This is a genomic window from Streptomyces sp. NPDC051921, from assembly GCF_040680975.1.
Lineage (GTDB): Bacteria > Actinomycetota > Actinomycetes > Streptomycetales > Streptomycetaceae > Streptomyces.
This window is the reverse complement of the sequence record NZ_JBFAXU010000045.1, coordinates 1-25,528: the sequence shown is the minus strand read 5'-3', so window position 1 is coordinate 25,528 and position 25,528 is coordinate 1. Positions and strand designations below refer to the sequence as shown.

General features: G+C 73.3%; 21 protein-coding genes. 10 read left to right on the top strand and 11 right to left on the bottom strand.

Annotated elements, in window-relative coordinates; genetic code table 11:
- Window positions 1–368 precede the first annotated feature (368 nt).
- The 3 genes from AB0M16_RS35830 to AB0M16_RS35820 all read left to right on the top strand — a co-directional run bounded on the left by AB0M16_RS35830 (window position 369) and on the right by AB0M16_RS35820 (window position 3,920).
- Window positions 369–1,349: a LysR family transcriptional regulator gene (locus AB0M16_RS35830; protein WP_365350668.1), complete on the top strand. Its 981-nt coding sequence runs from the start codon at window positions 369–371 to the stop codon at window positions 1,347–1,349.
- Window positions 1,350–1,517: 168 nt separating this feature from the next.
- The gene (locus tag AB0M16_RS35825) at window positions 1,518–3,119 is read left to right on the top strand and encodes a M4 family metallopeptidase (protein ID WP_365350666.1); all 1,602 of its coding nucleotides are present in this window, start codon (window positions 1,518–1,520) and stop codon (window positions 3,117–3,119) included.
- A 381-nt stretch (window positions 3,120–3,500) separates the two neighbouring features.
- Complete coding sequence (locus AB0M16_RS35820) at window positions 3,501–3,920, top strand: TOBE domain-containing protein (protein WP_365350664.1); 420 nt, start codon at window positions 3,501–3,503, stop codon at window positions 3,918–3,920.
- A gap of 66 nt (window positions 3,921–3,986) precedes the next feature.
- On the opposite strand, the gene AB0M16_RS35815 is transcribed toward AB0M16_RS35820, so the two are convergent.
- The 4 genes from AB0M16_RS35815 to AB0M16_RS35800 all read right to left on the bottom strand — a co-directional run bounded on the left by AB0M16_RS35815 (window position 3,987) and on the right by AB0M16_RS35800 (window position 8,297).
- Window positions 3,987–6,014, bottom strand: coding sequence for an ABC transporter permease (locus AB0M16_RS35815; RefSeq protein WP_365350662.1), 2,028 nt, complete (start codon window positions 6,012–6,014; stop codon window positions 3,987–3,989).
- Between the two features lie 98 nt (window positions 6,015–6,112).
- Window positions 6,113–6,928, bottom strand: a complete 816-nt coding sequence (gene modA, locus AB0M16_RS35810) for a molybdate ABC transporter substrate-binding protein (RefSeq protein WP_365350660.1) — start codon at window positions 6,926–6,928, stop codon at window positions 6,113–6,115.
- 93 nt (window positions 6,929–7,021) lie between these two features.
- Complete coding sequence (locus tag AB0M16_RS35805; RefSeq protein WP_365350658.1) at window positions 7,022–7,411, bottom strand: TOBE domain-containing protein; 390 nt, start codon at window positions 7,409–7,411, stop codon at window positions 7,022–7,024.
- Window positions 7,412–7,898: 487 nt separating this feature from the next.
- On the bottom strand, window positions 7,899–8,297 hold the full coding sequence (locus AB0M16_RS35800; protein ID WP_365350656.1) for a helix-turn-helix transcriptional regulator: 399 nt from the start codon (window positions 8,295–8,297) through the stop codon (window positions 7,899–7,901).
- A gap of 135 nt (window positions 8,298–8,432) precedes the next feature.
- Here AB0M16_RS35800 and AB0M16_RS35795 point away from each other — a divergent pair, with 135 nt between their 5' ends.
- Window positions 8,433–8,627, top strand: coding sequence for a CsbD family protein (locus AB0M16_RS35795; RefSeq protein WP_365350654.1), 195 nt, complete (start codon window positions 8,433–8,435; stop codon window positions 8,625–8,627).
- A gap of 88 nt (window positions 8,628–8,715) precedes the next feature.
- On the opposite strand, the gene AB0M16_RS35790 is transcribed toward AB0M16_RS35795, so the two are convergent.
- The 4 genes from AB0M16_RS35790 to AB0M16_RS35775 form a co-directional block, all read right to left on the bottom strand.
- Window positions 8,716–12,090, bottom strand: coding sequence for a pyruvate carboxylase (locus tag AB0M16_RS35790; RefSeq protein ID WP_365350652.1), 3,375 nt, complete (start codon window positions 12,088–12,090; stop codon window positions 8,716–8,718).
- Between the two features lie 228 nt (window positions 12,091–12,318).
- Window positions 12,319–12,891 carry an antibiotic biosynthesis monooxygenase gene (locus tag AB0M16_RS35785; RefSeq protein ID WP_365350650.1) on the bottom strand — a complete coding sequence of 191 codons (573 nt, stop codon included), beginning with the start codon at window positions 12,889–12,891 and terminating at the stop codon, window positions 12,319–12,321.
- Between the two features lie 77 nt (window positions 12,892–12,968).
- Complete coding sequence (locus tag AB0M16_RS35780) at window positions 12,969–13,310, bottom strand: GNAT family N-acetyltransferase (protein WP_365350648.1); 342 nt, start codon at window positions 13,308–13,310, stop codon at window positions 12,969–12,971.
- Window positions 13,311–13,350: 40 nt separating this feature from the next.
- Window positions 13,351–14,274, bottom strand: coding sequence for a pirin family protein (locus tag AB0M16_RS35775; RefSeq protein WP_365350645.1), 924 nt, complete (start codon window positions 14,272–14,274; stop codon window positions 13,351–13,353).
- Window positions 14,275–14,371: 97 nt separating this feature from the next.
- On the opposite strand from AB0M16_RS35775, the gene AB0M16_RS35770 reads away from it, so the two are divergent.
- The gene (locus tag AB0M16_RS35770) at window positions 14,372–14,872 is read left to right on the top strand and encodes a carboxymuconolactone decarboxylase family protein (RefSeq protein WP_365350643.1); all 501 of its coding nucleotides are present in this window, start codon (window positions 14,372–14,374) and stop codon (window positions 14,870–14,872) included.
- A 43-nt stretch (window positions 14,873–14,915) separates the two neighbouring features.
- Here the strand turns inward: AB0M16_RS35770 and AB0M16_RS35765 are convergent, their stop codons facing one another.
- On the bottom strand, window positions 14,916–16,481 hold the full coding sequence (locus tag AB0M16_RS35765) for a glycerol-3-phosphate dehydrogenase/oxidase (protein ID WP_365350641.1): 1,566 nt from the start codon (window positions 16,479–16,481) through the stop codon (window positions 14,916–14,918).
- Complete coding sequence (locus AB0M16_RS35760) at window positions 16,478–17,077, bottom strand: TetR/AcrR family transcriptional regulator (protein WP_365350639.1); 600 nt, start codon at window positions 17,075–17,077, stop codon at window positions 16,478–16,480. The genes AB0M16_RS35765 and AB0M16_RS35760 overlap by 4 nt, the downstream gene beginning before the upstream one ends.
- Before the next feature lie 74 nt (window positions 17,078–17,151).
- Between AB0M16_RS35760 and AB0M16_RS35755 the strand changes: the two genes are divergently transcribed.
- A complete protein-coding gene (locus tag AB0M16_RS35755) occupies window positions 17,152–18,747 on the top strand; it encodes an FAD-binding oxidoreductase (RefSeq protein ID WP_365350636.1) in 1,596 nt (531 codons plus the stop codon).
- Between the two features lie 32 nt (window positions 18,748–18,779).
- Complete coding sequence (locus AB0M16_RS35750; protein ID WP_365350634.1) at window positions 18,780–19,661, top strand: YegS/Rv2252/BmrU family lipid kinase; 882 nt, start codon at window positions 18,780–18,782, stop codon at window positions 19,659–19,661.
- Here AB0M16_RS35750 and AB0M16_RS35745 read toward each other — a convergent pair.
- Window positions 19,624–20,349 (bottom strand): TetR/AcrR family transcriptional regulator, encoded by a 726-nt coding sequence (locus tag AB0M16_RS35745; RefSeq protein WP_365350632.1) that lies wholly within the window; start codon window positions 20,347–20,349, stop codon window positions 19,624–19,626. The two genes, AB0M16_RS35750 and AB0M16_RS35745, sit on opposite strands and share 38 nt — an antisense overlap.
- A 66-nt stretch (window positions 20,350–20,415) precedes the next feature.
- Here AB0M16_RS35745 and AB0M16_RS35740 point away from each other — a divergent pair, with 66 nt between their 5' ends.
- From AB0M16_RS35740 to AB0M16_RS35730, 3 genes are all read left to right on the top strand, one after another.
- A complete protein-coding gene (locus tag AB0M16_RS35740) occupies window positions 20,416–22,020 on the top strand; it encodes an FAD-binding oxidoreductase (RefSeq protein WP_365350630.1) in 1,605 nt (534 codons plus the stop codon).
- A 464-nt stretch (window positions 22,021–22,484) separates the two neighbouring features.
- Window positions 22,485–25,238 carry a class IV lanthionine synthetase LanL gene (gene lanL, locus AB0M16_RS35735; RefSeq protein WP_365350628.1) on the top strand — a complete coding sequence of 918 codons (2,754 nt, stop codon included), beginning with the start codon at window positions 22,485–22,487 and terminating at the stop codon, window positions 25,236–25,238.
- Between the two features lie 43 nt (window positions 25,239–25,281).
- Window positions 25,282–25,437 (top strand): VenA family class IV lanthipeptide, encoded by a 156-nt coding sequence (locus AB0M16_RS35730; protein WP_365350626.1) that lies wholly within the window; start codon window positions 25,282–25,284, stop codon window positions 25,435–25,437.
- Window positions 25,438–25,528 lie beyond the last annotated feature (91 nt).

Here is a 25,528-nt window from a genome sequence, read left to right as displayed (position 1 = left end):
CGAAGGACACCAAGCCGGAGGCGGAGGCGGAGCTCCTGGCCCTGGTCGAGGAGCACAACAGCACCTACGACCTCGTCCGGGACACCGTCGCGGGGGGCCGGCGCGGGGGGCGCCGGCCGGGGGCGCGCCGCCCCCCCCCCCGCCGGCCCCGGCCGGGCCCCCGCCCGCGGGCCCCCGGCCGGCGCCTTCGGGGCCGGCCGGGGGCGCGGTGCCGGTGCAAAGCCGTGGCCTGCGCACGGAGATTTTGCCCTCCCGTGGTTGCCGCTCCGACGGGTCCGTCAGACTCTTGGTCACCATGCCCTCGGGCAACTGGTACTGCTGGTCACGGGGGGTGCACAGGGGCCCTCCGCCCTGAGCGGGGAAAGTTCATGCACCTCGAGTTCCGCCACCTCCGTGTCCTGCTCACCGTCGCCGAGGCCGGCAGCATCCGCAAAGCGGCCGCGCGGCTGCAGCTCTCCCAGCCGGCCACGAGCGCTCAGCTGAAGCGGATCGAGCAGGAGTTGGGCGGTCCCCTCTTCATCCGCAGCCCGGAAGGGGTCAAACCGAACGAGAACGGTCAGTACGTCCTCCGCTGCGCACGTGACCTCGTCGTCGGCTTCGACCGGCTGCGCGAGCACGCGCGTTCGGCGGCCGAGACCGACCGGGAGACGGCCGCTCCGTTGCGGGCGGGGGGAACCGCCGGCCCCCTGGTGTCGCTGCTGATCTCCGCCCTGTTCGAACTCGTCCCGGAGCGCAGGCTCACCATCGACGCCCGGCGTTCCGTGCACACCCTGATGAAAGCGCTGAGCCAGTCGAAATGCGACATAGCGGTGTTCGGCGAGTTCCCGGGCTTCCCCCTTCCCGTCGGCGAGTCGGTGGCGACGCGCACCCTGCTGCGGGAACCGGTCTTCGTCCTGCTCGCCGAGGACCATCCGCTGGCCCGCCAGGAGACGGTCGGTCTGCATGACCTCCGGGACGAGGAGTGGGTCATGCCGGAGGCGGACGAGAGCGGTGTGCACGCGTACCTCCATCTCACCTGCCAGTCGGCGGGATTCACCCCGCGCATCGCGCACGTGACCTCGGACCTGTCCGTGGCACGCATCCTCGTCGCCGGCCGGCGTGCCGTCTGCGGTGTGTGGCCGACCGCCGACGTCCCGCCGGAGGGCACCGTGCAGCGCCCGCTCGTGGACGTCCCGTTCCACCGCCGGTTGCAACTGGCCTGGAACACGGAGTCGGTCCCGCCCGAACTCGTCGACGCGGCCGGCGCGCGCCTCCTGGGTGCCTATCTGGCGCTGGTGCGGCAGCGGCCGCAGTACCTGGCCTGGTGGGAGGTCGGCGGCGAGGAGTTCGCCCTCGGCGCGGACGGGTGACCGCGCGGGGCTGCGTGCGGACGCCCGGGGCCCCGGTTCCCCACCCCCTATAGCACCCCGGTTGTATCCCACATGGGATCACGTCAGGAACATGTCACCTGGTGAACACTTCGCGTCAACGTCCGAGGACGTCGTCACCCCCACGACGAGCGAAGGAAACACCGCGTCATGCCCCGTCACCTCCTTGCCCTTTCCACGATGGTCGCCGCCGGTGTCCTCACCACCGGCGCGCTGGCCGTACCGGCGTACTCGCAGCCCCAGGCGGCGCAGCAGGGGATCTCCGTCCGCGACACGGCGATATCCCGGGCCCAGGCGAACGTGACCCGGCACGCCGACACCTTCGGCTTCGGGGCGGGCCAGGCCCTCCAGGTCAAGGACGTCGTGATCGACGCCGACGGCACCCAGCACGTCCGCTTCGAGCGGACCTACCGGGGCCTGCCCGTCGTCGGCGGCGACTTCGTCGTCCACCAGAAGGCCGACGGGGCGCTGAAGGGATCCAGCCACGCCAAGGCCCACAAGGTGGCCCTCGCGTCCGTCACCCCGGCCGTCGACGCCAAGGGCACCGCGGCCGGCGCCCTGAAGCGCTCCCAGGGCCTGGTCAGCGACGCCACGTCCACCCCCGAGCTGATCGTGTGGGCGGCCGACGGCACCCCCCGACTGGCCTGGCGCACCACCGTGCAGGGTCTGGGCGACAAGGGCCAGCCGCACGGCGAGGTCTTCGTCACCGACGCCACCACCGGCGCCGCGATCGAGAACTACGACACCGAGCGCGAGGCCGCCGGCACGGGCCACTCCGAGTACACCGGCGACATCACGATCGACACCACCCAGCAGGCCGACGGCACCTTCGCCCTGATCGACCCGGTGCGCAAGCACGTCACCAAGGACGCGCGCAACGCCTCGGCCTCGTCCCTGAACAGCTCCTCGGGCACGCTGTTCACCGACGCCGACAACATCTGGGGCGACGGCCGTAAGTTCTCCACGGACCGCTCCACCGCAGCCGTCGACGCGCACGCCAACACCGCCAAGACGTACGACTACTACAAGTCGACCTTCGGCCGGAGCGGCATCAAGAACGACGGGCGCGGCGCCACCGTCTTCGTCCACGTCGGCACCAACTGGGACAACGCCCAGTGGTCCGACTCCTGCTTCTGCATGATGACCGGCGACGGCAACGGCACCGTCGACCCCGAGCAGGTCGACCTCGACACCATGGGCCACGAGATGACCCACGGCGTCACCTCGGCCACCGCCAACCTGCGCTACAGCGGTGAGTCCGGCGGCCTGAACGAGGCCACCAGCGACATCTTCGGCACGATGGTCGAGTGGTACGCCAACAACTCGATCGACACCCCCGACTACCTCTTCAGCGACCAGTCCACCCCGCCGTGGCTGCGCCGGATGGACAAGCCGTCCCTGGACGGCCGCTCCGCCGACTACTGGTCGAAGTCCGTCGGCCGGCTCGACGTGCACAACTCCTCGGGCGTCGGCAACCACTGGTTCTACCTCGCCAGCGAGGGCAGCGGAACCAAGACGATCAACGGCGTCACGTACAACAGCCCGACCTACAACGGCTCCACCGTCACCGGCATCGGCAACCAGAAGGCCGCCGCCATCTGGTACCGGGCGCTCACCGTCTACATGACCTCCACCACGGACTACAAGGGGGCCCGCACCGCGACCCTGAACGCGGCGAAGGACCTCTACGGCGCCACCGGCCCCGAGTACGCCACCGTGGCAGCGGCGTGGAGCGCGGTCAACGTCGGCTGAGCCACCGACAGACGGAGACGCCCGTTCCGGAACCACCTCCTCGGGCCCGGTCACCGCGACCGGGCCCGAGGGCGTGCGGCGGCGCCGTGCGGTGCCTCACCCGTCGGGCCCGCCACCTCGTGGTGGTGCACCCGTGTGTCCATGACGCCGGTGTTCACGCGGTAGCCGCTGCGCCGTCGCGGGCGGCGGACACGAACCGCGGCCCGCGACGCCCACCAGGCCACGGGGGACTCCTCACGGCATGCGCGAGGACGTCGCGTCCATTCGGCTGGTGGCCGCGACGCACGGGGCCGAACGCGATCCTCCTTCCGGTAGCGTCGGCCGTGATGCAGGTCACCTCCGTGACGACTGCTCGTTCCCGGCTCTGTGAGGCGTGTTTCCATGACCCTGTCCCTGCGCAACCAGCTCCCCGGCACCGTCACCGCCGTCACCATGGGCGAGGCCATGGCGTCGGTGAAGGTGCGCCTGGCGGGCGGTCAGGACATCACCGCCGCCATCACCGCCGATGCCGTCAAGGACCTGGGCCTGGCCGAGGGCTCCGCGGTGAAGGCCCTCGTGAAGTCCACCGAGGTCGCCCTCGCGACCGGCCCCGTCGAGGGCATCTCCATCCGCAACCAGCTCGCCGGCTCCGTCACCGAGGTCTCGACCGGCGGTGCCATGGGCTCGGTGAAGGTCACCGTCGAGGGCGGGCAACTGACCGCCGCGATCACCAAGGACGCGGTCGAGGACCTCGGCCTCGCCGCCGGCACGTCCGTCGTCGCGCTCATCAAGTCGACCGAGATCGCCCTCTCCGCCGCCTGACCGGCGCCTTCCGCACGCGGCTCGTAGCCGTCGCGCTCCCACGGCGTTCCCCGTCCGCCGAGAGGATCAGAGGGCGACGACCGTCGTCTCGGTGGCCTTCACGCTCGTCCAGACGGACACCCCTTCGGCGAGGCCGAGTTCGGCGGCGGCCTGCGGGGTGATCTCGGCGACGAGGTCGGGAGCCACGTCCGAGGTGATCAGGACGCGAAGGCGGCTGCCGCTGCCGGTGATCTCGCGTACGGTGCCGGGCCAGACGTTGCGGGGGCTGCCGAGGGGCTTCTCGCGGTGGACGGACACCGCCTCGGGCGCCACGATCGCGAGCGCCGGGATGCCGGCCGCCGGCGGATCCGCCGCGACCAGGACCCCGCCGCCGTCGAGCGCGAGGCCCTCCGCGGTGGCCGTGCCCGGCCAGGCGTTGCGGCCCAGCATCCGGGCCACCCACGGGGAGCGGGGGTGGCGCGTGACCTCGGTGGGCGTGGCGTCCTGCAGCGCCCGGCCCTCGTCGAGGACGAGCACGCGGTCGGCGAGCGAGACGGCCTCGACCGGATCGTGCGTGACGATCAGGCACACGCCCGCGAAGTCGGCCAGGTGGCTGCGCAGGGTGTGGCGGACGTGGGCGCGGGTGGTCTGGTCGAGCGCGGCGAGCGGCTCGTCGAGGACCAGGAGGCGCGGGCGGGCGGCCAACGCGCGGGCCAGGGCGACGCGCCCCGCCTGCCCGCCGGACAGCTGCGTCGGCTTGCGGTGGGCGAGGTGGCCGACCCCGAGGCGGTCGAGCCAGGTCTGGGCCACCCGGCGGGCCTCGGTGCGGGGGACGCCCTGGGCGCGAAGCCCGTACGCGGTGTTGGCGAGGGCCGTCATGTGCGGGAAGAGGGCGCCGTCCTGCGGCACCCACGCGACCCGCCGCCGGTGCGGGGGCAGAGTGGTGACGTCGGTGTCGCCGAGGGCGAGCTCCGCGTGGGCGCGCGGGGTGAGGCCGAGGAGGGCCCGGAGCAGGGTGGACTTGCCGGCGCCGTTGGGCCCCACGACGGCGATGGTCGTGCCCGGTTCGGCGTCCAGGGTGAGCCGGGTGAAGCCGGTGACCTCGGCGTGCAGCGCCCAGCGTTCGCCGGAGGGGGCCGGGGGTCCGGCCCCCTCCGGCCGGTCGGCCGGACCGGGATGCCCCGCCACGAGGCGGCCCGTGGCGAACGGCTTCTGGGCGGTCGGGTCGGTGGCGGCCGGGCCCGTGGCGGGGCCGGTGGCAGTCGGCTCCGTACCGGCCTCCGGGGCGGTGGCGCGGCGGGCACGGTCGACCGGAGTGCCGGTCCACCGTCCCCGCAGGGCGATCAGCACGGCCATCGCGATGGCGAGGAGCAGCAGCGAGACGGAGGTGGCCGCCTCCGGCTCGTCCTGGAGGAGCAGGTAGACCTGGAGCGGCAGGGTCTGGGTGGTGCCGGGCAGGTTGCCGGCGAAGGTGATCGTGGCGCCGAACTCGCCGAGCGCCCGTGCCCAGGTCAGGGCCGCGCCGGCGACGACGCCCGGCGCCACCATGGGCAGGGTGACGGTGAAGAAGACGCGCACGGGTGAGGCGCCCAGCGAGGCCGCCGTCTCCTCGTAGCGCGGGCGCAGTCCGCCGAGCGCACCCTCCAGGCTGATGATCAGGAAGGGCATGGCGACGAAGGTGGCCGCGAGGACGGCTCCGGACGTGTGGAACGGCAGCGTGATGCCGAAGGTGTTCTCCAGCCACGGTCCGAGGAGCCCGCGGCGGCCGAAGGCGAGCAGGAGCGCGACGCCGCCGACCGTCGGCGGCAGCACCATGGGCAGCAGGACGAGCGAGCGGACGAACGCCTTGCCGGGGAAGGGCACCCGGGCGAGCAGCCAGGCCAGGGGGACGCCGAGCAGCAGCGACAGTCCGAGGGCCCAGAAGGAGACGAGGAGCGAGAGCCGCAACGCCTGGACGGTGCCGGGGGAGCTCAGGTGGTCGGCGAGCCCGCTCCACTCCGTCCGTACCAGGATGCCGACCAGCGGCAGGGCCAGGAAGACCACGGCCGCGAGCGCGGGCAGCGCCAGCAGGAGGGGCGGACGGGCGCCGGAGGTGCGTACGCCTGCTCGTTTCATGGATGATCCCGAAGCGATGGAGGGGGACATGAGGCGCAGGGGCTGTCCGTTCCCCCCCCGGTACGGACAGCCCCGCGCGATCGAGACGATCCCGTCGGTCACGGCTTCTGGAAGCCGGCGTCCTGGAGGATCTTCTGGCCCTCGGGCGAGGACAGCCAGGCGACGAACGCGGCGGCGGCCCCGGCGTTCTTCGAGCCCTTCAGCGTGGCGGCCGGGTACGTGGCGACGGCGTTCTGGGCGTCGGGGATCTCGACAGCGTCCACCTTGTCCTCGGCGCTCTCGGCGTCGGTCTTGTAGACGAGACCGGCGTCGGCCTCGCCCAGCTCGACCTTGCTCAGCACCGCACGCACGTTGGGCTCCTGGGAGACCGGCTTCACCGTGATCCTCTGCGCGTCCAGGATCTGCTTGCTGTACTTGCCGACGGGCACCTCGGGGGCCGCGAGGACGACCTTGAGCTTGGGGTCCGCGAGGTCCTTCAGGCCGGCGACCTTGTGCGGGTTGCCCTCGCCGGTGGCGATGACGAGCCGGTTCTTCGCGATGACCGTCGGCGCGCTCGTGTCGGCCTCGACCTTGCCCATGCTCTTGGTGTCGGCGGTGACCAGGACGTCTGCGGGGGAGCCCTGCGAGACCTGGGCGACGAGCTCCTGCGAGCCGGCGAAGGAGAACGTGATCTTCGTGCCGGGGTGGGACTTCTCGTAGGCCGCGCCGGCGGTCCTGAAGACGTCGGTGAGGGAGGCCGCGGCGAGCACGGTCAGGTCGGCCCGCGGCGCGGCGCCCGCGGAGCCGTCGGCCGTGGACCCGGCCGTGTTCTTCTGGGTGTCGTCGCTCGAACAGGCCGCGAGCGGCACGAGCAGCGCGGCGGTCAGGACCGTGGCGGCGGCACGACGTCCGGCGGGGGTGAGGCTGAGGGACATGAGGGTCTGAGCTCCTGGGGACGAAAGGGAAGTGCGGGGAAGAGGCCGGTCGCGCCGACGGCCGAGACGTCTCGGTGGTACGTGAGGGGATGATCAGGTGCGGTCGATGTGCACGCTGGTCGACTTCACGCGGGCGGTGGCCTGCATGCCGACTTCCGGTCCCAGCTCCTCCACGGCCTCCCGGGTGAGGAGGGAGACGAGCCGGTGCGGTCCGGCCTGGACGGTGACCTGGGCCGCGATCTCACCGGGCTCGATCGCCGTGACGATGCCCGGGAACGCGTTGCGCGCCGACGTGTACGAGGTCTCGTCGTCGTCGCCCTGCGCGATCTCCACCGAGAACGCGGCCGGCGACGTGCCGTCGATCACGCGCCGACCGCTCTCGTCGCGACGGGTCGCGACCCCGACCGCGTCCGTCCAGCGCCGCGCGGTGTCCGGGCTGACGCCCAGCAGACGTGCGGTCTGCCCGATGGTGTAGGACTGCATATGCGCCACGTTAGGCCGAACGCGCTCTCATCTGCAACAAAGACGTGGGACTCTCCACTGCTGGTGAGAGGTCGGTCGTGTGAAGGTACGAGGACGGGGCCCCGTGGTCTCAGCCCTCGGACGGAGGCGCGCCGGCGAGCCGGTGGGCGCCGATCCAGATCCCGGTGGCGGCGCTGACGTACCGGTGCCCCGCAACGGTCGGAGGGCACGACCAGCTGGGTGCCGGCCCCGGCGAGCTGCTCGTCGTCTCATGCGGGTGGCGAGCAGGACGGCCCGAGGAAGGTTGGCGCTGAGGCCCTGCCATGGCGCAGTCGAAGACGACCTCGGCGCGGTGCTGCTCCCAGTCCCGTCGCAGGTAGGCGACGGTGGGGTGCCGGCCGGGTCCACCGCGTCGAGGCGCTCACCGGCCGGGACCTGTCCCGCCTCGACCAAGGGCGGACCTGCGCGCCGCACTCCTGTGCGCCTGAGGACCGGCGAAGCGGACGGGTCAGGGCACGTCGATGTGCACGCTCGTCGACTTCACCCGGGCGGTGACCGTGACGCCGACGTCGAGCCCGAGCTCCTCGACGGCCTCCCGCGTCACCAGCGACACCAGCCGGTGCGGGCCCGACTGGACCTCCACCTGCGCCGCCACGTCGTCGACCCGTAGGCCCGTCACGAGCCCCACGAACGAGTTCCGGACGGAGGTCGGCACGTCGTCCTCCGGAACGGCGTGCAGACCCGCCCCCCGTTCCTGCGCGAACCGGGCCAGGGCGGCCCCCTCGATCACGCGCTTGCCGGCCCCGTCCCGCTGCATGCCCAGCTTGCCGCCGTCCGCCCACCGGCGAACGGTCTCCGAACTCACTCCGAGCAGCTCCGCGGCCTGCCCAATGCTGTACGACGGCACGAGCTCACTCTAGGCCACCGGCGTGCCCCGAGGTCCCGCCCGGTCCGGCAGCGCCGTCGGCTGTGCGACGAGCACCCCGGGACGCACGAACCTAACCTGGAGGGTGGGTGCCGACATGACGGAGGGACCAGGGACATGAGTGGCGCGATGGACAAGGCCAAGGGCCGACTCAAGGAGATCGCCGGAAAGGTCACCGGCCACGAGCGCCTCGAGAGCGAGGGCAAGGCGGACCAGACGAAGGGCAAGGTCCGGGAGAAGATGTCGAGCATGCGACACCGCGCCGAAGGCGTCATGGACTCGATCAAGCACGACCGCCGCCACCGCTCGTAGCGGCTCGGCCCGCGGGTGTGCCCGCTTCCCGGAACGTCCGGAGAACCTTCGGGCCGGGACGCGTGGTGAGGCGTCCCGGCCGCCGGGCTCAGACGATCTCGACGAGCAGGTCTCCGCCTTCCACCTGCTGGATCCGGGTGATGGCCAGGCGGGACACCCGGCCGTCCTTCGGAGCGGTGATCGACGCCTCCATCTTCATGGCCTCGATCGTGGCCACCGTCGCCCCCGCCGCGACCTCGTCCCCCTCGGCGACGGTCAGCGTGACCACGCCGGCGAACGGGGCCGCGACGTGGCCGGGGTCGGACCGGTCGGCCTTCTCGGTCACGGGGAGGTCGGCGGCGGCCGCCTTGTCGCGCACCTGGATCGGCCGCAGTTGGCCGTTCAGCGTGGACAGCACGGTGCGCATGCCGCGCTCGTCGGCCTCGCCGACGGCCTCCAGTTCGATCAGCAGGCGCACGCCGGGCCCGAAGTCGACCGTGTACTCCTTCCCGGGGCGCAGCCCGTAGAAGAAGTCCTTGCTGTCGAGCACGCTGGTGTCGCCGTACGCCTGGCGGTGCGCCTCGAACGCCTGCGTCGGGCCGGGGAAGAGGAGGCGGTTCAGCGTCGCCCGGCGGTCCTTGTCGAGACCCTCGCGGTCCGCGTCGGTCAGGTCCTGGACCGGCTTGGGGCCGGCGCGGCCCTCGAGCGCCTTGGTACGGAACGGCTCCGGCCAGCCGCCGGGAGGCGTGCCCAGTTCGCCGTGCAGGAAGCCGACGACCGAGTCGGGGATGTCGAACCGGTTCGGCGTCGCCTCGAACTCCGCCGGCGACACCCCGGCGCCCACGAGGTGCAGCGCGAGGTCGCCCACCACCTTCGACGACGGCGTGACCTTCACCAGCCGGCCCAGCATCCGGTCCGCGGCGGCGTAGGTGGACTCGACGTCCTCGAAGCGGTCGCCGAGGCCGAGGGCCACGGCCTGGGTGCGCAGGTTGGAGAGCTGCCCACCGGGGATCTCGTGGTGGTACACGCGCCCCGTCGGCGAGTCGAGACCCGCCTCGAAGGGGGCGTAGATCTTCCGGACGCTCTCCCAGTACGGCTCCAGGTCGCCGACCGCCTGCAGGTCGAGCCCGGTGGGCCGGTCGGAGTGGTCGGTCGCCGCGACGATCGCCGACAGCGAGGGCTGCGAGGTGGTGCCGGCCATGGAGGCCACCGCGCCGTCCACGGCGTCCGCCCCGGCCTGGATCGCCGCGAGGTAGGTGGCGAGCTGGCCGCCGGCCGTGTCGTGGGTGTGGAGGTGCACCGGCAGGTCGAACTCCCTGCGCAGCGCCGAGACCAGCTTGGCCGCGGCGGGGGCGCGCAGCAGTCCGGCCATGTCCTTGATCGCGAGGACGTGCGCACCCGCGGCGACGATCTCCTCCGCCAGCCGCAGGTAGTAGTCCAGGGTGTACAGCTGCTCCGACGGGTCGGAGAGGTCGGAGGTGTAGCACAGCGCGACCTCGGCGATCGCCGTCCCGGTCTCCCGTACGGCGTCGATCGCGGGCCGCATCTGCCGCACGTCGTTGAGCGCGTCGAAGATGCGGAAGACGTCGATGCCGGTGGCGGCGGCCTCCTGCACGAAGGCGTCGGTCACCTCGGTCGGGTACGGGGTGTACCCGACGGTGTTGCGGCCCCGGAGCAGCATCTGGAGGCAGATGTTCGGCACGGCCTCGCGCAGCGCGGCCAGCCGCTCCCAGGGGTCCTCCGCGAGGAAGCGCAGCGCCACGTCGTAGGTGGCGCCGCCCCAGCACTCGAGGGAGAGCAGCTGCGGCAGGGTGTGCGCCACCGCCGGGGCGACGGCCAGCAGGTCCTTGGTACGGACCCGGGTGGCGAGGAGCGACTGGTGGGCGTCGCGGAAGGTGGTGTCGGTGACGCCGATGGTCGGCGACTCGCGCAGGTGCCGGGCGAAGCCCTCCGGCCCGAGCGCGGCGAGCCGCTGCCGGGAGCCGGCGGGCGGCGCGCCGGCGGGCAGGGCGGGCAGCTTGGTCGCGGGGGCGATCAGCTCCGGCCGCGGGCCGTGCGGCTTGTTCACGGTGACGTCGGCGAGGTAGGTGAGCAGCTTCGTGCCGCGGTCGGCCGAGTGGCGCGCGGTGAGCAGGTGGGGCCGCTGCTCGATGAAGGCCGTCGTGACGTTCCCGGACCGGAAGTCGGGGTCGTCGAGCACGGCCTGCAGGAAGGGGATGTTGGTCGACACGCCCCGGATGCGGAACTCGGCGACGGCGCGCCGGGCCCTGCCGACGGCGGCCTGGAAGTCCCGGCCCCGGCAGGTCAGCTTGACCAGCATCGAGTCGAAGTGGGCGCTGACCTCCGTGCCGGCGTGCGTGGTGCCGCCGTCGAGCCGGATGCCGGAGCCGCCCGGTGAGCGGTAGGCGCTGATCATGCCGGTGTCCGGGCGGAAGCCGTTCGCCGGGTCCTCGGTGGTGATGCGGCACTGCAGCGCGGCGCCGCGCAGCACGACCGACTCCTGCGCCAGCCCGAGGTCGGCGAGCGTCTCCCCGGCGGCGATGCGCAGCTGCGACTGCACCAGGTCGACGTCGGTGACCTCCTCGGTCACCGTGTGCTCGACCTGGATGCGCGGATTCATCTCGATGAAGACGTGGTTGCCGTCCCGGTCGAGCAGGAACTCCACCGTGCCCGCGTTGCGGTAGCCGATCTCGCGGGCGAACCGCACGGCGTCGTCGCAGATGCGCTGCCGCACCACGGGGTCCAGGTTCGGGGCGGGCGCGAGCTCGATCACCTTCTGGTGGCGGCGCTGCACCGAGCAGTCGCGCTCGAAGAGGTGGATGACGTTGCCCTCGCCGTCGGCGAGGATCTGCACCTCGATGTGGCGCGGGTCGACGACGGCCTTCTCCAGGAAGACGGTGGCGTCGCCGAAGGCGGACTCGGCCTCCCGGGCCGCCGCCTCGATCGCCTCGCGCAGCGTCGCCCGGTCCTCGACCCGCCGCATGCCACGGCCGCCGCCGCCCGCGACCGCCTTGACGAACACCGGGAAGCCGATGTCCTCGGCGGCCGCGACGAGTTCGTCGACGTCGGTGGAGGGCGCCGAGGAGCCGAGCACCGGAACGCGGGCCTCCCGGGCGGCGGCCACGGCGCGCGCCTTGTTACCGGTCAGCTCCAGGGTCTGCACGGACGGGCCCACGAACGTGATGCCCGCCTCCTCGCACGCGCGCGCCAGCTCCGGGTTCTCGGACAGGAATCCGTAACCCGGGTAGACGGCGTCGGCACCGGCCCGGCGGGCCGCCCCGATGATCTCCTCCACGGACAGGTAGGCCCGCACCGGATGCCCGGGCTCCCCGATCTCGTACGCCTCGTCGGCCTTCAGCCGGTGCAGCGAGTTGCGGTCCTCGTGCGGGAAGACGGCTACCGTGCGCGCACCCAGTTCGTAGCCTGCGCGGAACGCGCGAATCGCGATCTCCCCGCGGTTGGCCACCAGCACCTTGCGGAACATCCTGATCCCTTCACCCTGCCGGTGATGAGCACCCTAGGACGGCGACACCGGTCGAGTGCGCACCGCCGTGGGCACGTCACTCGGCCGCGTCGTGCCCGGCTCGTTTCGGCAACGCTACGGGCTGCCCGGCGGCCTTCTGAAGGTCCGGCAACAGTGACATGGATCATCGCGCGCGACGGTGACGGCGTGGCGCCGCCGGGGTCGCGGTTCGGGGAGGGGCGGCCGCCGCTACGGCGTGAGCCAGCCCCGCAGGAGCCTGCTCACGGCGGGCATCGCCACGTAGGTCATGAGCACGTTGAAGACGCAGGCGACGACCGCGCTGCTGAGCAGGAGCGGGAGCGCGGTCAGGTGGGGGATCAGGAAGAGGCTGCCGAACACGGAGATCGGGTAGATCGCCAGGGTCGCGCTGATCGCCATCTTCCATCGCGGCGGCGCGGGGCGGGTCGACCCCGGCTTGGCGAACCAGGTCTCCATGCCGGTCAGTTCGCGCCGGGCGATCTCGGTGTGGTGGTGACCCTCGCAGTCGGCGAACCACGCCGCCCGCTCGGGCGACTCCTGCCAGGCCCGGCAGGCTCCCGCGTCCCGGAAACGATGGACGAGGAACCACGGGGAGTCCCCGCCGGAGGAGCGGAAGAGTCCGTATCCGAGGTGACCGGGAAAGGCGGCGGCGCTCTCGAGGATTCCCCTCGCCCACCGTTCGAAGGCCGCTTCGTAGCCGGGCTCCACCCGGCGGGCTATCAGGAGGGTCACCTCGCCCGCGTCGGCGGGGACGGTGGCGTGCTCAAGGCTGACCGCGGTCACACATACTCCTCATGATCACACCGCGCCCGCCCACACTCTACGCCCCCGCGCCCCGCCCGAGCCGCCCGCCCGGTGTGTCAGCGCCCCAGCTGGGCGTCGAGCCACGAGAGGACCTCGGGGGTCACGGGATCGGTGATGTCCGCGAACTCCTCGTGCTTCTTGAGGAACTTGGCCACGTACGGGCAGACGGGGACGATCCGCAGGCCGGCGGCGCGGACGTCGGTCAGGGCCTGCTCGACGAGGATCGAGGCGAGCCCCTGGCCCGCGTAGGCGTCGTCGATCTCGGTGTGGAAGAAGACCCGGCGGTCGTCGCGGTCGCGGTAGGCGGTGAGGCCGGCGCGCTTGTCGTCGACGAGGATCTCGTAGCGGTGGCGGGCGTCGACGCGACGGACGACGGGGGTGGTGGTCGGCTCGCTCATGGTGGTCCTTCCGGGTGGGGAGGTCGGTTCGGGCGGGGGGTCAGCGGCGGGCGGGGTTCTTGCGGGGCGTGATGACGGCGTTCGGCAGGGCGGGCGCCGGGAGGCGGTCGCCGGGGTAGCCGTCGACGCTGCCGAAGCGGTCGGAGGCGCGTTCCCACGCCTCGCGCGCCTCGACGATGTCCTGGTGGCTGCGCCCGATGAAGTTCCACCACATCACGATCTCCTCCTCGAACGGCGTGCCGCCGAGCAGGACCGTCCGGGCCGGGCGGTCGGAGGTGTTCCGCAGCAGGAGGGTGGTGCGGCCGGGGGCCGTGTAGCCGAGGTCCGCGGGGCGCACCGGGGTGCCGTCGAGGTGGACGTCGCCGTCGTCGACGAGGAGGCCGTGTTCGAAGTCCGGGTCGACGTCGAGGGCGACGGCGGCTCCGGCGTCGATCACCACCTCGGCGCCGAGGAGCGGGGTGAAGGTGCGGACGGGAGAGGTGGCGCCGGCCAGCGTGCCCAGGAACACCCTGACCTCCGCGCCGTCGACGCGGAACGGCCGCGGGGCGTGGTGCTGGAAGTCGCGCGGGGCGTGCCGGTGTGCGTCGGGGAGTGCCACCCAGAGCTGGACGCCGTGCAGGACGGTGGTGTCGGGGGTGGAGACCTCGGTGTGGCTGATGCCGTGGCCGCCGGTCATGAGGTTGATCTCGCCCGGGCGCACGGAGGCGTGGGTGCCGAGGCTGTCGCGGTGCTCGATCTCGCCGCTGAAGAGCCAGCTGACCGTCTGCAGCCCGGTGTGCGGGTGCGGGGCCACGTCCATGCCGCCGGACTCCGCGACCCGGTCGGGGCCGTAGTGGTCGGCGAAGCACCAGGCGCCGATGAGCGTCCGGGCCCGCTGCGGCAGGGTGCGTCGTACGGTCATCGCGCGCGGGCCGCCCAGCGGGACGTCCCGGGCGGTGAGGATCTCGACCTCCGTGTGGTCCATCTCCCGGCCCTCTCTCCCCCATGTAGTTTTACTTTCAACAATTATGGGTGATCATAGTCCCGACGACGACCCACGACAACCGGCGGAGGAGCACGCGGTGAGCGAGACGGTACAGGTCACGGGGGCCCGGACGGCGAACGGGCGGATCTACCTCGACAAGCGGAGCCCCGCCGCCTACCGGGCCCTGGTGGAGACCGCCGACGCCGTCCGGGCGACGGCCGCGGACGCGGGGCTCGACCGGATCCTGGTCGAGCTGGTCAACCTGCGCGTGTCCCAGCTCAACGGCTGCGCCTTCTGCCTCGACGTGCACACCCGGGCCGCGCTGCGCGCCGGGGAGACCACGCGGCGCCTGGGCGTGCTCGCCGCGTGGCGTGACACCGAACTGTTCACCGCCCGCGAGCGCGCGGCCCTGGCCCTCGCCGAGGCCACCACGCATCCCGCCGACGCCCTCGCCCAGGAGCGGGCGTACGGCGAGGCGCGGGAGGTGTTCGACGACGACGAGGTCTCCGCCGTGATCTGGGTGGCCATCGCCATCAACGCCTTCAACCGGGTCTCGATCCTCAGCAAGCACCCCGTGCGGGAAGCTCCCGGCCGCTGAAGGCGCGCGGTGTGCTCGATCGGCGGTGAGGCCCGGTCGTCGCCTACACCCGGGCGACGCGGGCGAGGGCGTCGCGGGCCGCTTCCTCGGCCGCGGCGCGGTCGTGCGGGACGAGGCCGATGCGGGTGCGCCGGTCGAGGAGGTCGGAGGTGTCGAGGGCGCCTTCGTGGCGGACGGCCCACAGCAGTTCGGCGCCCGTGACCGGGTGGCCGGGGACGACGGGCCGGGCGAGCGCGGGGTCCTCGACGCCCAGGGCGTGCACGGCCGGCGCCTCGGAGCCGTAGCGGTGCACGAGACGGGACGGGACGTCGAGCCCGGCGAGGGTCTGCGGCCGGGCCGCGCCGACGAGGGGGAGGGACGCGGTCCGGCACGCGCCGGCGGACAGGCCGCGGGCGGCCACGGCCGCGTCGACGGCGTCCTGGGCCATGCGGCGGTAGGTCGTCAGCTTGCCGCCGACCACGGTGACGATGCCGTCGGGCGAGGTGAGCACGGCGTGCTTGCGGGAGATGTCGGCGGTCCGGCCCTCCGCGTCCCGGGTGTCGAGCAGAGGGCGCAGGCCGGCGAAGGCCCCGACCACGTCGGCGCGGTGGACCGTGACGTCCAGGGCGGAGCCGAGCACGTCGAGGAGGAAGCCGATGTCGGTCTCGGGGACGTCCGGCACGTCGGGGACGGGCCCGTCGACGGGCTCGTCGGTGAGGCCGACGTACACGCGTCCGTCTCCCTGCGGCAGGACCAGGACGAAGCGGTTCGTCTCGCCGGGGATCGGGATGTGCAGACCGGCGGAGAGGCGGCCGAGGGTTTCGGAGCGCAGGACGAGATGGGTGCCGCGCGAGGGCCGCAGGCGTACGTCGTCCACGAGGCCGCCCGCCCAGACCCCGGCCGCGTTGATGACGGTGCGGGCGCGGACGCGCAGCTCCTGGCCGGTGGTCTCGTCGCGGACCAGCGCGCCGTCGCCGCGGAGTTCCAGGGCGCGGACGCGGGTGAGGACGCGGGCGCCGTGGGCGGCCGCGGTGCGCGCGACGGCGGTCACCAGGCGCGCGTCGTCGCAGAGCCGCCCGTCCCAGGACAGCAGTCCGCCGCGCAGCCCGGTGGGACGCAGGGCCGGGGCGAGGTGCCGGGTCTCGACGGCGGAGAGCGTGCGGGGCTGGGGCAGGGTGCGGCGCGAGGTGCGCGCGCCGACGCGCAGCAGGTCGCCCGCGAGGAAGCCGGCGCGGGCGAGGGCGGCCTGACCGCGGCTGACGAGCGGGGTGAGGGGCAGCACGAAGGGCTGCGCGCGGACGAGGTGGGGAGCGGTGCGCTCCATGAGGATGCCGCGTTCGACGGCGCTCTCGTGCGCGACGTCGAGCTGTCCGGAGGCGAGGTAGCGCAGTCCGCCGTGGATGAGCTTGGAGCTCCAGCGGGACGTGCCGAAGGCGAGGTCGTGGGCGTCGATCGCGGCGACGCTGAGTCCTCGGGTGGCCGCGTCGAGCGCGGCGCCGGCGCCGGTGGCGCCGAGACCGACGACCAGGACGTCGACGACGGTGCCGTCGGCGAGTCGGCCCAGTTCGCGCCGGCGTCGCTCGGCGTCGAGGGAGGAGCCGGGCAGGGCGGTGCCGCTCGTGGGGTTCATGGGGTGAGGGTCCTCTCCAGCAGGGTGCGCAGCTCGTCCAGGAAGGCGGCTTCGCTCAGTTCGGGATCGGTCTCGTCGGTCATGGTGCGCAGCGAGAGCGTGAAGGACTGGACGACGAGCAGCAGGGACCTGGCCTGCAGGTCGGTCCGCGAGGGGCGTACGGAGCCGTCCGCGTGGCCTTCGTCGAGCGCCGTGACCAGGAGCCCGAGGAAGGCGTCCTGGCTGGCGCCCCGCCGGTCGAGGACGTACGGCAGCAGCAGCTCGGGGTCCACGTCGAGGATCTTGTGGAAGAGCGGGTGGGCCCGGAAGGCGGCCGCTCCCGCGACCAGTCCTTCGACGATCCGCGCCCGTACCGGCCCGTCGTCGCCGGCGGTCGGCATGGCGTCGGCCGCGACGGCGATCCACTCACGGGTCATCAGGTCACCGACGAGGCTGCGCACGTCGGGCCAGCGCCGGTACAGCGTCATCCGCGACACGCCGGCCCGGCGGGCGACGTCGGTGAGGGTGGTCCGGCGTACGCCGACGGCGAGCACGCAGTCGCGTGCGGCGTCGAGCACGGGATCTGCGTCCGCATGGTTGTGACGAATGGGCGTCATCTGTCACAGTGTAATGCCAGTGCGGGCCGAGCGGCAGCGCCGTCCGTGAAACAGACCGTGAGGAACCCTTCGAAGTGGACATGTTGTGGAGCGGCTGGGGCGACCCGGCCAAGGCGGCGCCCCTGCCCGACTCGGTGACCGGACTGCTGCGGGACCTGCTCGGCGTCACCCCGCGCGAGAGCGGCCCGTCCGCCCTCGCCGACATCGAGGCGCCCGCCGCGGCGCTGACCGACGAGGCGCGCACCGCGCTGAGCGCGGCCCTCGCCGCGCCGGACGCCCTGCGCGACGACGCCGAGAGCCGCATCCGGCACACCCGCGGCAAGTCGACCCCCGACCTGCTGCGCATCCGGGCCGGCGAGGTCGACGACATCCCCGCCGCCGTCGTACTGCCCGGCAGCCATGACGAGGTCCTCGCCGTCCTGCGCACGTGTGCCGCCCACGGCCTCGCCGCCGTCCCGTTCGGCGGTGGCACCTCCGTCGTCGGCGGTCTCGCGCCCACCACCAAGCGCCCGTTCGTCGCCCTCGACCTGCGGCGGCTCGACCAGCTGCTCGCCGTCGACGAGGTGTCCCGCACCGCGACGCTGCAGCCCGGCCTGCGCGGCCCGCAGTGCGAGGCGCTGCTCAACGAGCAGGGCTGGACGCTCGGCCACTTCCCGCAGTCCTTCGAGTGGGCGTCCGTGGGCGGCTTCGCCGCGGCCCGCTCCAGCGGCCAGGCGTCGGCCGGCTACGGCCGCTTCGACGAGATGGTCCTCGGTCTGACGGTCGCCACCCCCGAAGGCACCCTGGAGACCGGCCGGGCCCCGCGCTCCGCGGCCGGCCCCGACCTGCGCCAGCTGATCCTCGGCTCCGAGGGCGCCCTCGGAGTGATCACCGCGGTGACCGTGCGGATCCGCCCGCTGCCGGCCGTACGGATCTACGAAGGCTGGCGCTTCGCCTCCTTCGAGGCCGGCACGGCGGCGCTGCGCCGGCTCGCCCAGGACGGCCCGCGGCCCACGGTGCTGCGCCTGTCGGACGAGTCGGAGACCTTCATCGGGCTGGCGCAGCCGGACGCCATCGGCAGCACCGAACCCCCGCAGAACCCCGGCTGCATGGCCATCGTCGGCTACGAGGGCACCGAGGCGGAGACGGCCGCCCGGCGCGCCGCGGCCCGTGAGGTCCTGCTCGCCTGCGACGGCGAGTTCATCGGCGAGGAGCCCGGCGACAAGTGGCAGCACGGCCGGTACGACGCGCCCTACCTGCGCGACGCGCTGCTCGACGCCGGAGCGTTCGCCGAGACGCTGGAGACGGCGGCCTTCTGGTCCGCGGTCCCCGGCCTGTACACGGCGGTGCGCGACGCGCTGACGAGCACGCTCACCGAGGCCGGCACCCCGCCGCTGGTCATGTGCCACATCTCGCACACGTACGAGAACGGCGCCTCGCTCTACTTCACCGTCGTCTCCGCGCAGGGCGAGGACGCCGTCGCACACTGGGCGCCGGTGAAGCGGGCGGCCAACGACGCGATCCTGGCGGCGGGCGGCACCATCAGCCACCACCACGGCGTCGGCACGGACCACCGCGACTGGTACGCCCGCGAGATCGGCCCCCTCGGCATCCGCATGCTGCAGGCCGTCAAGGCCGAGGTCGACCCGTCCGGCGTGCTGAGCCCCGGAGTCCTCATCCCCGTCCGCTGAACCCCTTCTTCTGCTGCCCGGAGGCCAGATCCATGCGACAGTTCACCGCCGTCGTCAACCCCACCGCAGGGGGTTCCAGCGGCACGGCGGGCCTGCTCCCGCTGGCCCGGCTGCTGCGGGAGGCGGGTGCGGGGCTCGACACCGTCTACAGCCGCAGTCTGGAACACGCGCAGGAGCTCGCCCGGGCCGCCGGAGCGCAGGGGCACGTGGTGCTCGCCGTCGGCGGCGACGGGATGGCCGGCTGCGTCGGCGGCGCGCTCAGCGGTACGGACACGGTCTTCGGCCTGGTCCCCGCGGGCCGGGGCAACGACTTCGCCCGTGCCCTGGGCCTGCCCACCGACGCCCCGCGGCTCGCCCGGATCCTGCTCGAAGCCGAGCCGCGGGCCGTCGACACCATCGAGGTGGAGTCCGCCACGCACGCGCGGACCTGCGTCCTCGGCAGCGTGTACGCGGGCGTCGACGCGGTGGCCAACCGCCACGCCAACGCCTCCCGCCTGCTGCGCGGCGCGGCGTCCTACTACGCCGGCGGTCTCCGGGCGGTCCTCGCCTGGAAGCCCGCCGTGTACCGGATCACGATCGACGGGATCCGGCACGAGCGCACCGGCTACACGGTGGTCGCGGCCAACTCCGGCTTCTACGGCTTCGGGAGGAAGGTCGCGCCGGACGCGCGCGTCGACGACGGGCTGCTCGACGTCGTGGTCGTCAAGCAGGCGCCGAAGCGCCTCTTCTTCGCCATGATGAACGAGCTGAAGACGGGCGCGCACGTGCGTCGACCCGAGGTCGAGATCCTGCGCGGCAAGGAGATCCGGATCGAGGCCGACCGCCCGCTCCCGTACGGCGCGGACGGCGAGGTCGACGCGACCCTTCCGGTGACCCTCAGGGTGATGCCCGCCGCTCTGAACGTCCTGGCCTGACCCCTCGGGCGTCGCCGCTGTCGTCCGCGTCGTCGTCGCCACTGCCGCTGCCGCCGTCCCCTTCTTCGCCGGCCGCGGCGGCGCGCGCGGCGGCGAAGATCCGGGCGCAGCGCCGCGTCATGGCGTCGGGCGACTGGTCGGGGTGGCGGATCCACCAGCGGACCAGCGCCGTGCACAGACCGCGCCAGGCGTACATGAGGGCGTCGGCGTCCAGTGGGTCGCCGGATCCGGCGGTGTGCAGGAGGTCGGCGGTGCCGGTCGCCGCGAGGTCGTCGATCGCGCCGCGGTAACGGGCGGCGCGGCGGGCGGCGTCGCTGTCGGGCGGCAGCGTGGGGTCGTAGAGCACGAACCAGGCCTCGCGCTGCCCGTCGAGGGCGTGGAACAGGGCGTCCAGGACGCGCAGGGGAGTGGGCGGCGCTTCGGTGGAGTGTTCGGCCATCGCGGTGCGGACGGCTCCCAGCAGCCGCTCGCCGACGGGTTCCAGGCAGGCGAGGTAGAGGTCCTGCTTCCCGCCGAAGTACTGGTGCAGCAGCGGTTTGGTGACGCCGACGCGCGCGGCGACGGCCGCCATGGTGGTGGCCTCGTAGCCGTGCCGGCCGAACTCCTCGGTGGCGGCGGTGAGGACCTGTCGTTCGCGTTCGGCTCTCGGCACGCCCTTGGTTCCGGCCTTGGAGGGAGGCATTGTCATGCCCACCATCTTACCCTAGGGTAATTTACCGTTGGGTAAATTCACCGGATCCCGCCGGGAGCACGCATGCCTGCCATCGCGACCGACCCCCACGCCGCCCGCCCCCGCTCCTGGTGGGGCTGGGGCCACGCCGACGCCCACCCCGACGACGCCGAATGCGTCGCGCTGGGCGCCCTGCTGCCGGGCACCCTGGCCCGCCCGTTGCCGCTGCCCCGCATCGCCGACCTCACCATCGGCGGTCCGGCCGCGACACCCCCGCCCTCCCTCGCGCACCTCGTCACCGCCGATCCCGACGAGCGTGCCGCCCACGCCATGGGCAAGGCCTACCGCGACGTCATCCGCGCCCTGCGCGGCCGGCCCGGCCGCATCCCCGACCTGGTCGCCCGTCCGACCGCCGACCAGGAGGTGGCCGACCTGCTCGACTGGGCCGGCGAGCACGCCGTGGCCGTCGTCCCCTTCGGCGGCGGTTCCTCCGTGGTCGGCGGAGTGGAGTACCGCGGCGACGCCCACCGCGCCGTGCTGTCCCTCGACCTGACCGCCATGGACCGGGTCCTGGAGATCGACACCGCGAGCCGCTCCGCCCTCATCCAGGCCGGAGCGCTCGGGCCCGTCCTGGAAGGGCAGCTGCGACCGCACGGGCTGACCCTGCGCCACTTCCCGCAGAGCTTCGAGTTCTCCACCCTCGGCGGCTGGCTCGCCACCCGGGCCGGCGGCCACTACGCCACCGTCCACACCCGCATCGACGACTTCGTACAGTCCCTGCGCGTGGTCACCCCCGCCGGTACCAGCGCGTCCTGGCGGCTCCCCGCGTCCGGTGCCGGACCGTCCCCCGACCGCCTGTTCCTCGGCTCCGAAGGCTCGCTCGGCGTCATCACCGAGGCCTGGATGCGGCTGCAGGAACGCCCCCGGTTCAAGGCCTCGGCGTCCGTGGCCTTCGCCGGTCTCCCGCGCGCGCTGGACGCGGTGCGGGCCATCGCCCAGTCCGACCTCGCCCCGGCCAACTGCCGTCTGCTCGACCCCGGCGAGGCGCTCCTGTCCGGTGCCTCGCACGACGGCTCGGCCGTTCTCGTCCTGGGCTTCGAGTCCGCCGTCACCCGTGTCGACGACCGTCTCGAGACGGCCCTCGACCTGGCCCGTGCGCACGGCGGCCGCGGTGAGGCGCCGGGGACCGACCGCGGTGCGGGGGCCGACTCGGCCGTCGGTGCCTGGCGCTCGGCGTTCCTGCGCATGCCCTACCTGCGTGACGGTCTGGCCCGTATGGGCGCGGTCGTCGAGACCTTCGAGACCGCCGCCACCTGGGACCGGATCCCGGCGCTGATCGACGCCGTGCGTACCGAGGTCGGCGCCGCCGCCCTGAAGGCCACCGGACACCCGGCGACCGTCAACTGCCGCCTCACCCACGTCTATCCCGACGGCGCGGCCCCCTACTTCACCGTCGCCGTGGCCGGCCGACCCGGCGACGAGGTCCGGATCTGGGACGACATCAAGGCCGCGGCGTCCGACGTGCTGAACCGCCACCGGGCCACGATCACCCACCATCACGCGGTGGGGCGCGACCACCGTCCCGGCTACGACCTCCAGCGCCCGGAACCCTTCGCGATCGCGCTCCGGGCCGCCAAGGACGCCCTCGACCCGCACCGGGTGCTCAACCCGGGAGTTCTCCTCGACTGACGTCCGTGACCGGCGTCCCCCACCGGCGTCCCCGACCGACGCCGGTGATCCCGCGCCATGGGCCTTCCTTTTTCTCGAGAAAAGCGAACACACCCGTGAGTTTCGGGCGGGAGTTCGGCCGGTTCGCCGCCGGCGCGGAATCACGAGAACGCGATTGCGCGATTCCGGGGTCACCGAAGCATACCCGTGCGGCCGAAATGTGGCGGGTGCGCGACCGGGGGTCTTTGCCCTGGTCGTGGCGGACTTCGGGGCGGACGGGAATCGAGTCGGATGAATTCCGGCCATAGATCTGCCCCGGGAGTCGGCCGATGCGCCTCCTTTCTTGCGCCGGTACGCGCCGACCGGTTCTGGAAAGACACCTTTGCGCCCGCCGGATCAAGTGACGTCCGTCCGGGGCGCGTTGTACGTTCATATGGCCAAAGGCATATTCCAACCAGCGGTGCTCACCGTTGAGAGGGACACGCATGATGAGCCACGCAACCGAAACTGACCTCGAAGACCTCCTCGCCCGGGCGCTGCGGAGCACGGGTACGGGCGGGCGATGGACGGCCGACGCGGACGAGATGTGGTGCCGCCTCACACCCCGGTCCGGGATGCGGCGCAAACAGGGTTGGAAGCTGCACGTATCGGCGACGGCCGCCTCCGCGCCGGAGGTGCTCACGAAGGCCCTGGACGTGCTGCTGCGAGAGGGGTCGGCGTTCAAGTTCGCCCGGTCGCTGGAGCAGGTGAGCGCGCTCAACTCCCGTGCCACCCCGCGGGGGAGTTCGGGCAAGTTCGTCACCGTGTACCCGCGCTCCGACGCCGACGCGGCCCGGATCGCGCGGGACCTGCACCGGGCCACGGCGGGCCTGGCCGGTCCCCGGATCCTGTCCGACCAGCCGTACGCCGCACACAGCCTGGTGCACTACCGCTACGGCGCCTTCGTCGGCCGGCGGCGCCTGTCCGACGAGGGGCTGCTCGTCTGGTACATCGAGGACCCCGACGGCAACGCCGTGGAGGACAAGCGCACCGGGCAGTACTCCCCGCCCTCCTGGGCGGTCTGTCCCTTCCCCGCGTCGGTGCCGCTGCCGCCGCGTACGGAGGAGGCGGCGCGCCGCCCGGTGGTCATCGGAGGCCGCTTCTCCGTGCGGGAGGCGATCCGGCACACCAACAAGGGCGGCGTCTACCGGGGCACGGACGTCTCGACGGGCGCGCCCGTGGTGATCAAGGAAGCCCGGCCCCACGTGGAGGCCGACGCGTCGGGCAGCGACGTCCGCGACTGGCTGCGTGCCGAGGCCCGCACGCTGGACGAGCTCAAGGGCACGGGACTCGCACCGGAGCCGCTCGCGGTGTTCGAGCACGCCGGTCACCTGTTCCTGGCCCAGGAGGAGGTGCCGGGCGTGCCGCTGCGCACCTGGGTCGCCGAGCGCTTCCGCGACGTCGGGAGCGTGCGCTACCGCGCCGACGCGCTGGCGCAGGTCGGACGTCTGGTGGACCTCGTCGCGGCGGCCCACGCCCGCGGCTGCGTGCTGCGGGACTTCACACCGGGCAACGTCATGGTCCGCCCCGACGGTGAACTGCGCCTCATCGACCTGGAGCTCGCCGTCCTGGAGGGCGACGTGCCGCTGCCGACGCGGGTGGGAACACCGGGCTTCAGCGCCCCCGAGCGCCTGGTGGACGCACCCGTCTCCCCGACGGCCGACTACTACAGCCTCGGCGCCACCGTGTGCTTCGTCCTGGCCGGGAAGGTGCCGAACCTGCTGTCCGAGGAGCCCGCCGACAGGGCTCCGGAACAGCGGCTCGGCGACTGGCTGGCCGCCTGTACCGGCTCGCTCCGACTGCCGGCCGGCCTGCCGGAGATGATCCTCGGACTGATGAAGGACGATCCCGCCGAGCGGTGGGACCCCGCCAGGGCACGTGAGGCCCTGCGCGCCACGGACACGGCGCGGTCGGCGTACCCGGCCGTCACCGGGCCGGCGTCGAGGCACGAGCCGCACGACGCCACGCGGGCCGCGACGCCGGGCACGCACGACACCACTGCGGCCACGCGGGCGGCCACGCGGGCCGCGACGCGAGCCGCGACTGAGGCGGCGGTGGCCGGGATCGTGGACCACCTCGTCGATGCGATGACACCGGCGGACGACCGCAGGCTGTGGCCCGTGTCCACGACGGCCGGGGAAACCGATCCCTGCACCGTGCAGCAGGGCGCGGCCGGTGTCCTGGCGGTCCTGACACGGTACTTCGAGCTCACCGGCGACCCGCGCCTACCAGGGCTGATCTCCACCGCGGGCCACTGGATCGCGGCCCGCACCGACCTCCGCCCCGTCCGTCCGGGCCTGCACTTCGGCGGCCGCGGAACCGCCTGGGCGCTGTACGACGCCGGACGCGCCGTCGCCGACCGGGCGCTCGTGAACCGCGCGGTGGCCCTGGCGCTGGCGCCGCAGGAGCCCACGCCCAGTCATGACATCACGCACGGGACGGCGGGCAGCGGACTCGCCGCCGCCCACCTGTGGCACCGCACGGGTGACCCGCGCTTCGCCGACCTGGTCGTCGACGCGGCCGACCGGCTGGCCGCCGCGGCCGAGCGCGACCCGTCCGGAGCGAGCTGGCCGGTTCCCGCCGAAGCCGTGTCCAAGGAGGCCGGGAAACGCTATCTGGGCTTCGCCCACGGAGCGTCGGGCATCGGCTGCTTCCTCCTCGCGGCCGCGGCCGTCTCGAACAGACCGGAGCACCGGGAGCGGGCCGTGGCGGCGGGGGAGCTCCTGGTGGCCCACGCCGTGACGGTCGGCGAGGCCGCCCAGTGGCCGGCCCAGGCCGCGGACGTGCCCACCGCCCCGTACTGGTGCCACGGTTCGGCGGGCATCGGCTCCTTCCTGGTCCGGCTCTGGCAGGCCACCGGCGACGAGCGGTTCGTCGAACTCGCCCGCGGCGCCGCGCACGCCGTCGTGGAGCGCGCCTCCCGCGCCGCCCTCACCCAGTGCCACGGGCTGGCGGGGAACGGTGACTTCCTCCTCGACATGGCCGAGGCGACGGGGGACCCCGCCTACCGGGCGGGGGCCGAGGAGCTGGCCCGCCTCATCGTCTCCGAACGGGCCCACCGCGGCAGGCACGTCGTCTTCCCCAACGAGTACGGGGACGTCTCGACGAGCTGGAGCGACGGATCCGCGGGAATCCTGGCCTTCCTCCTGCGGATCCACCACACCGACCACCGGCACTGGATGGTCCAGCAGCCGGTCTGAGCGACAGGGAACCTGTCGCCACCTCACAGAGAAGGAGAATGTCATGGAGAACCAGGCTCTCGAGCTGCTGGCCCAGCTGCACGCCCTTCCGGAGACCGACCCGGTCGGCGTCGACGGAGCGCCGTTCGCGGCGACCTGCGAGTGCGTCGGCCTGCTGACGCTCCTCAACACCGTTTGTGTGGGCGTCAGCTGCGCCTGATCGAGCGGTGTCCATGGAGCAGCGCGGCACCAGCATCCGTTACGCCGCGATCACCGCCCTCGGCGTGCGCTTCCTGCCCGCCGACCGGCAG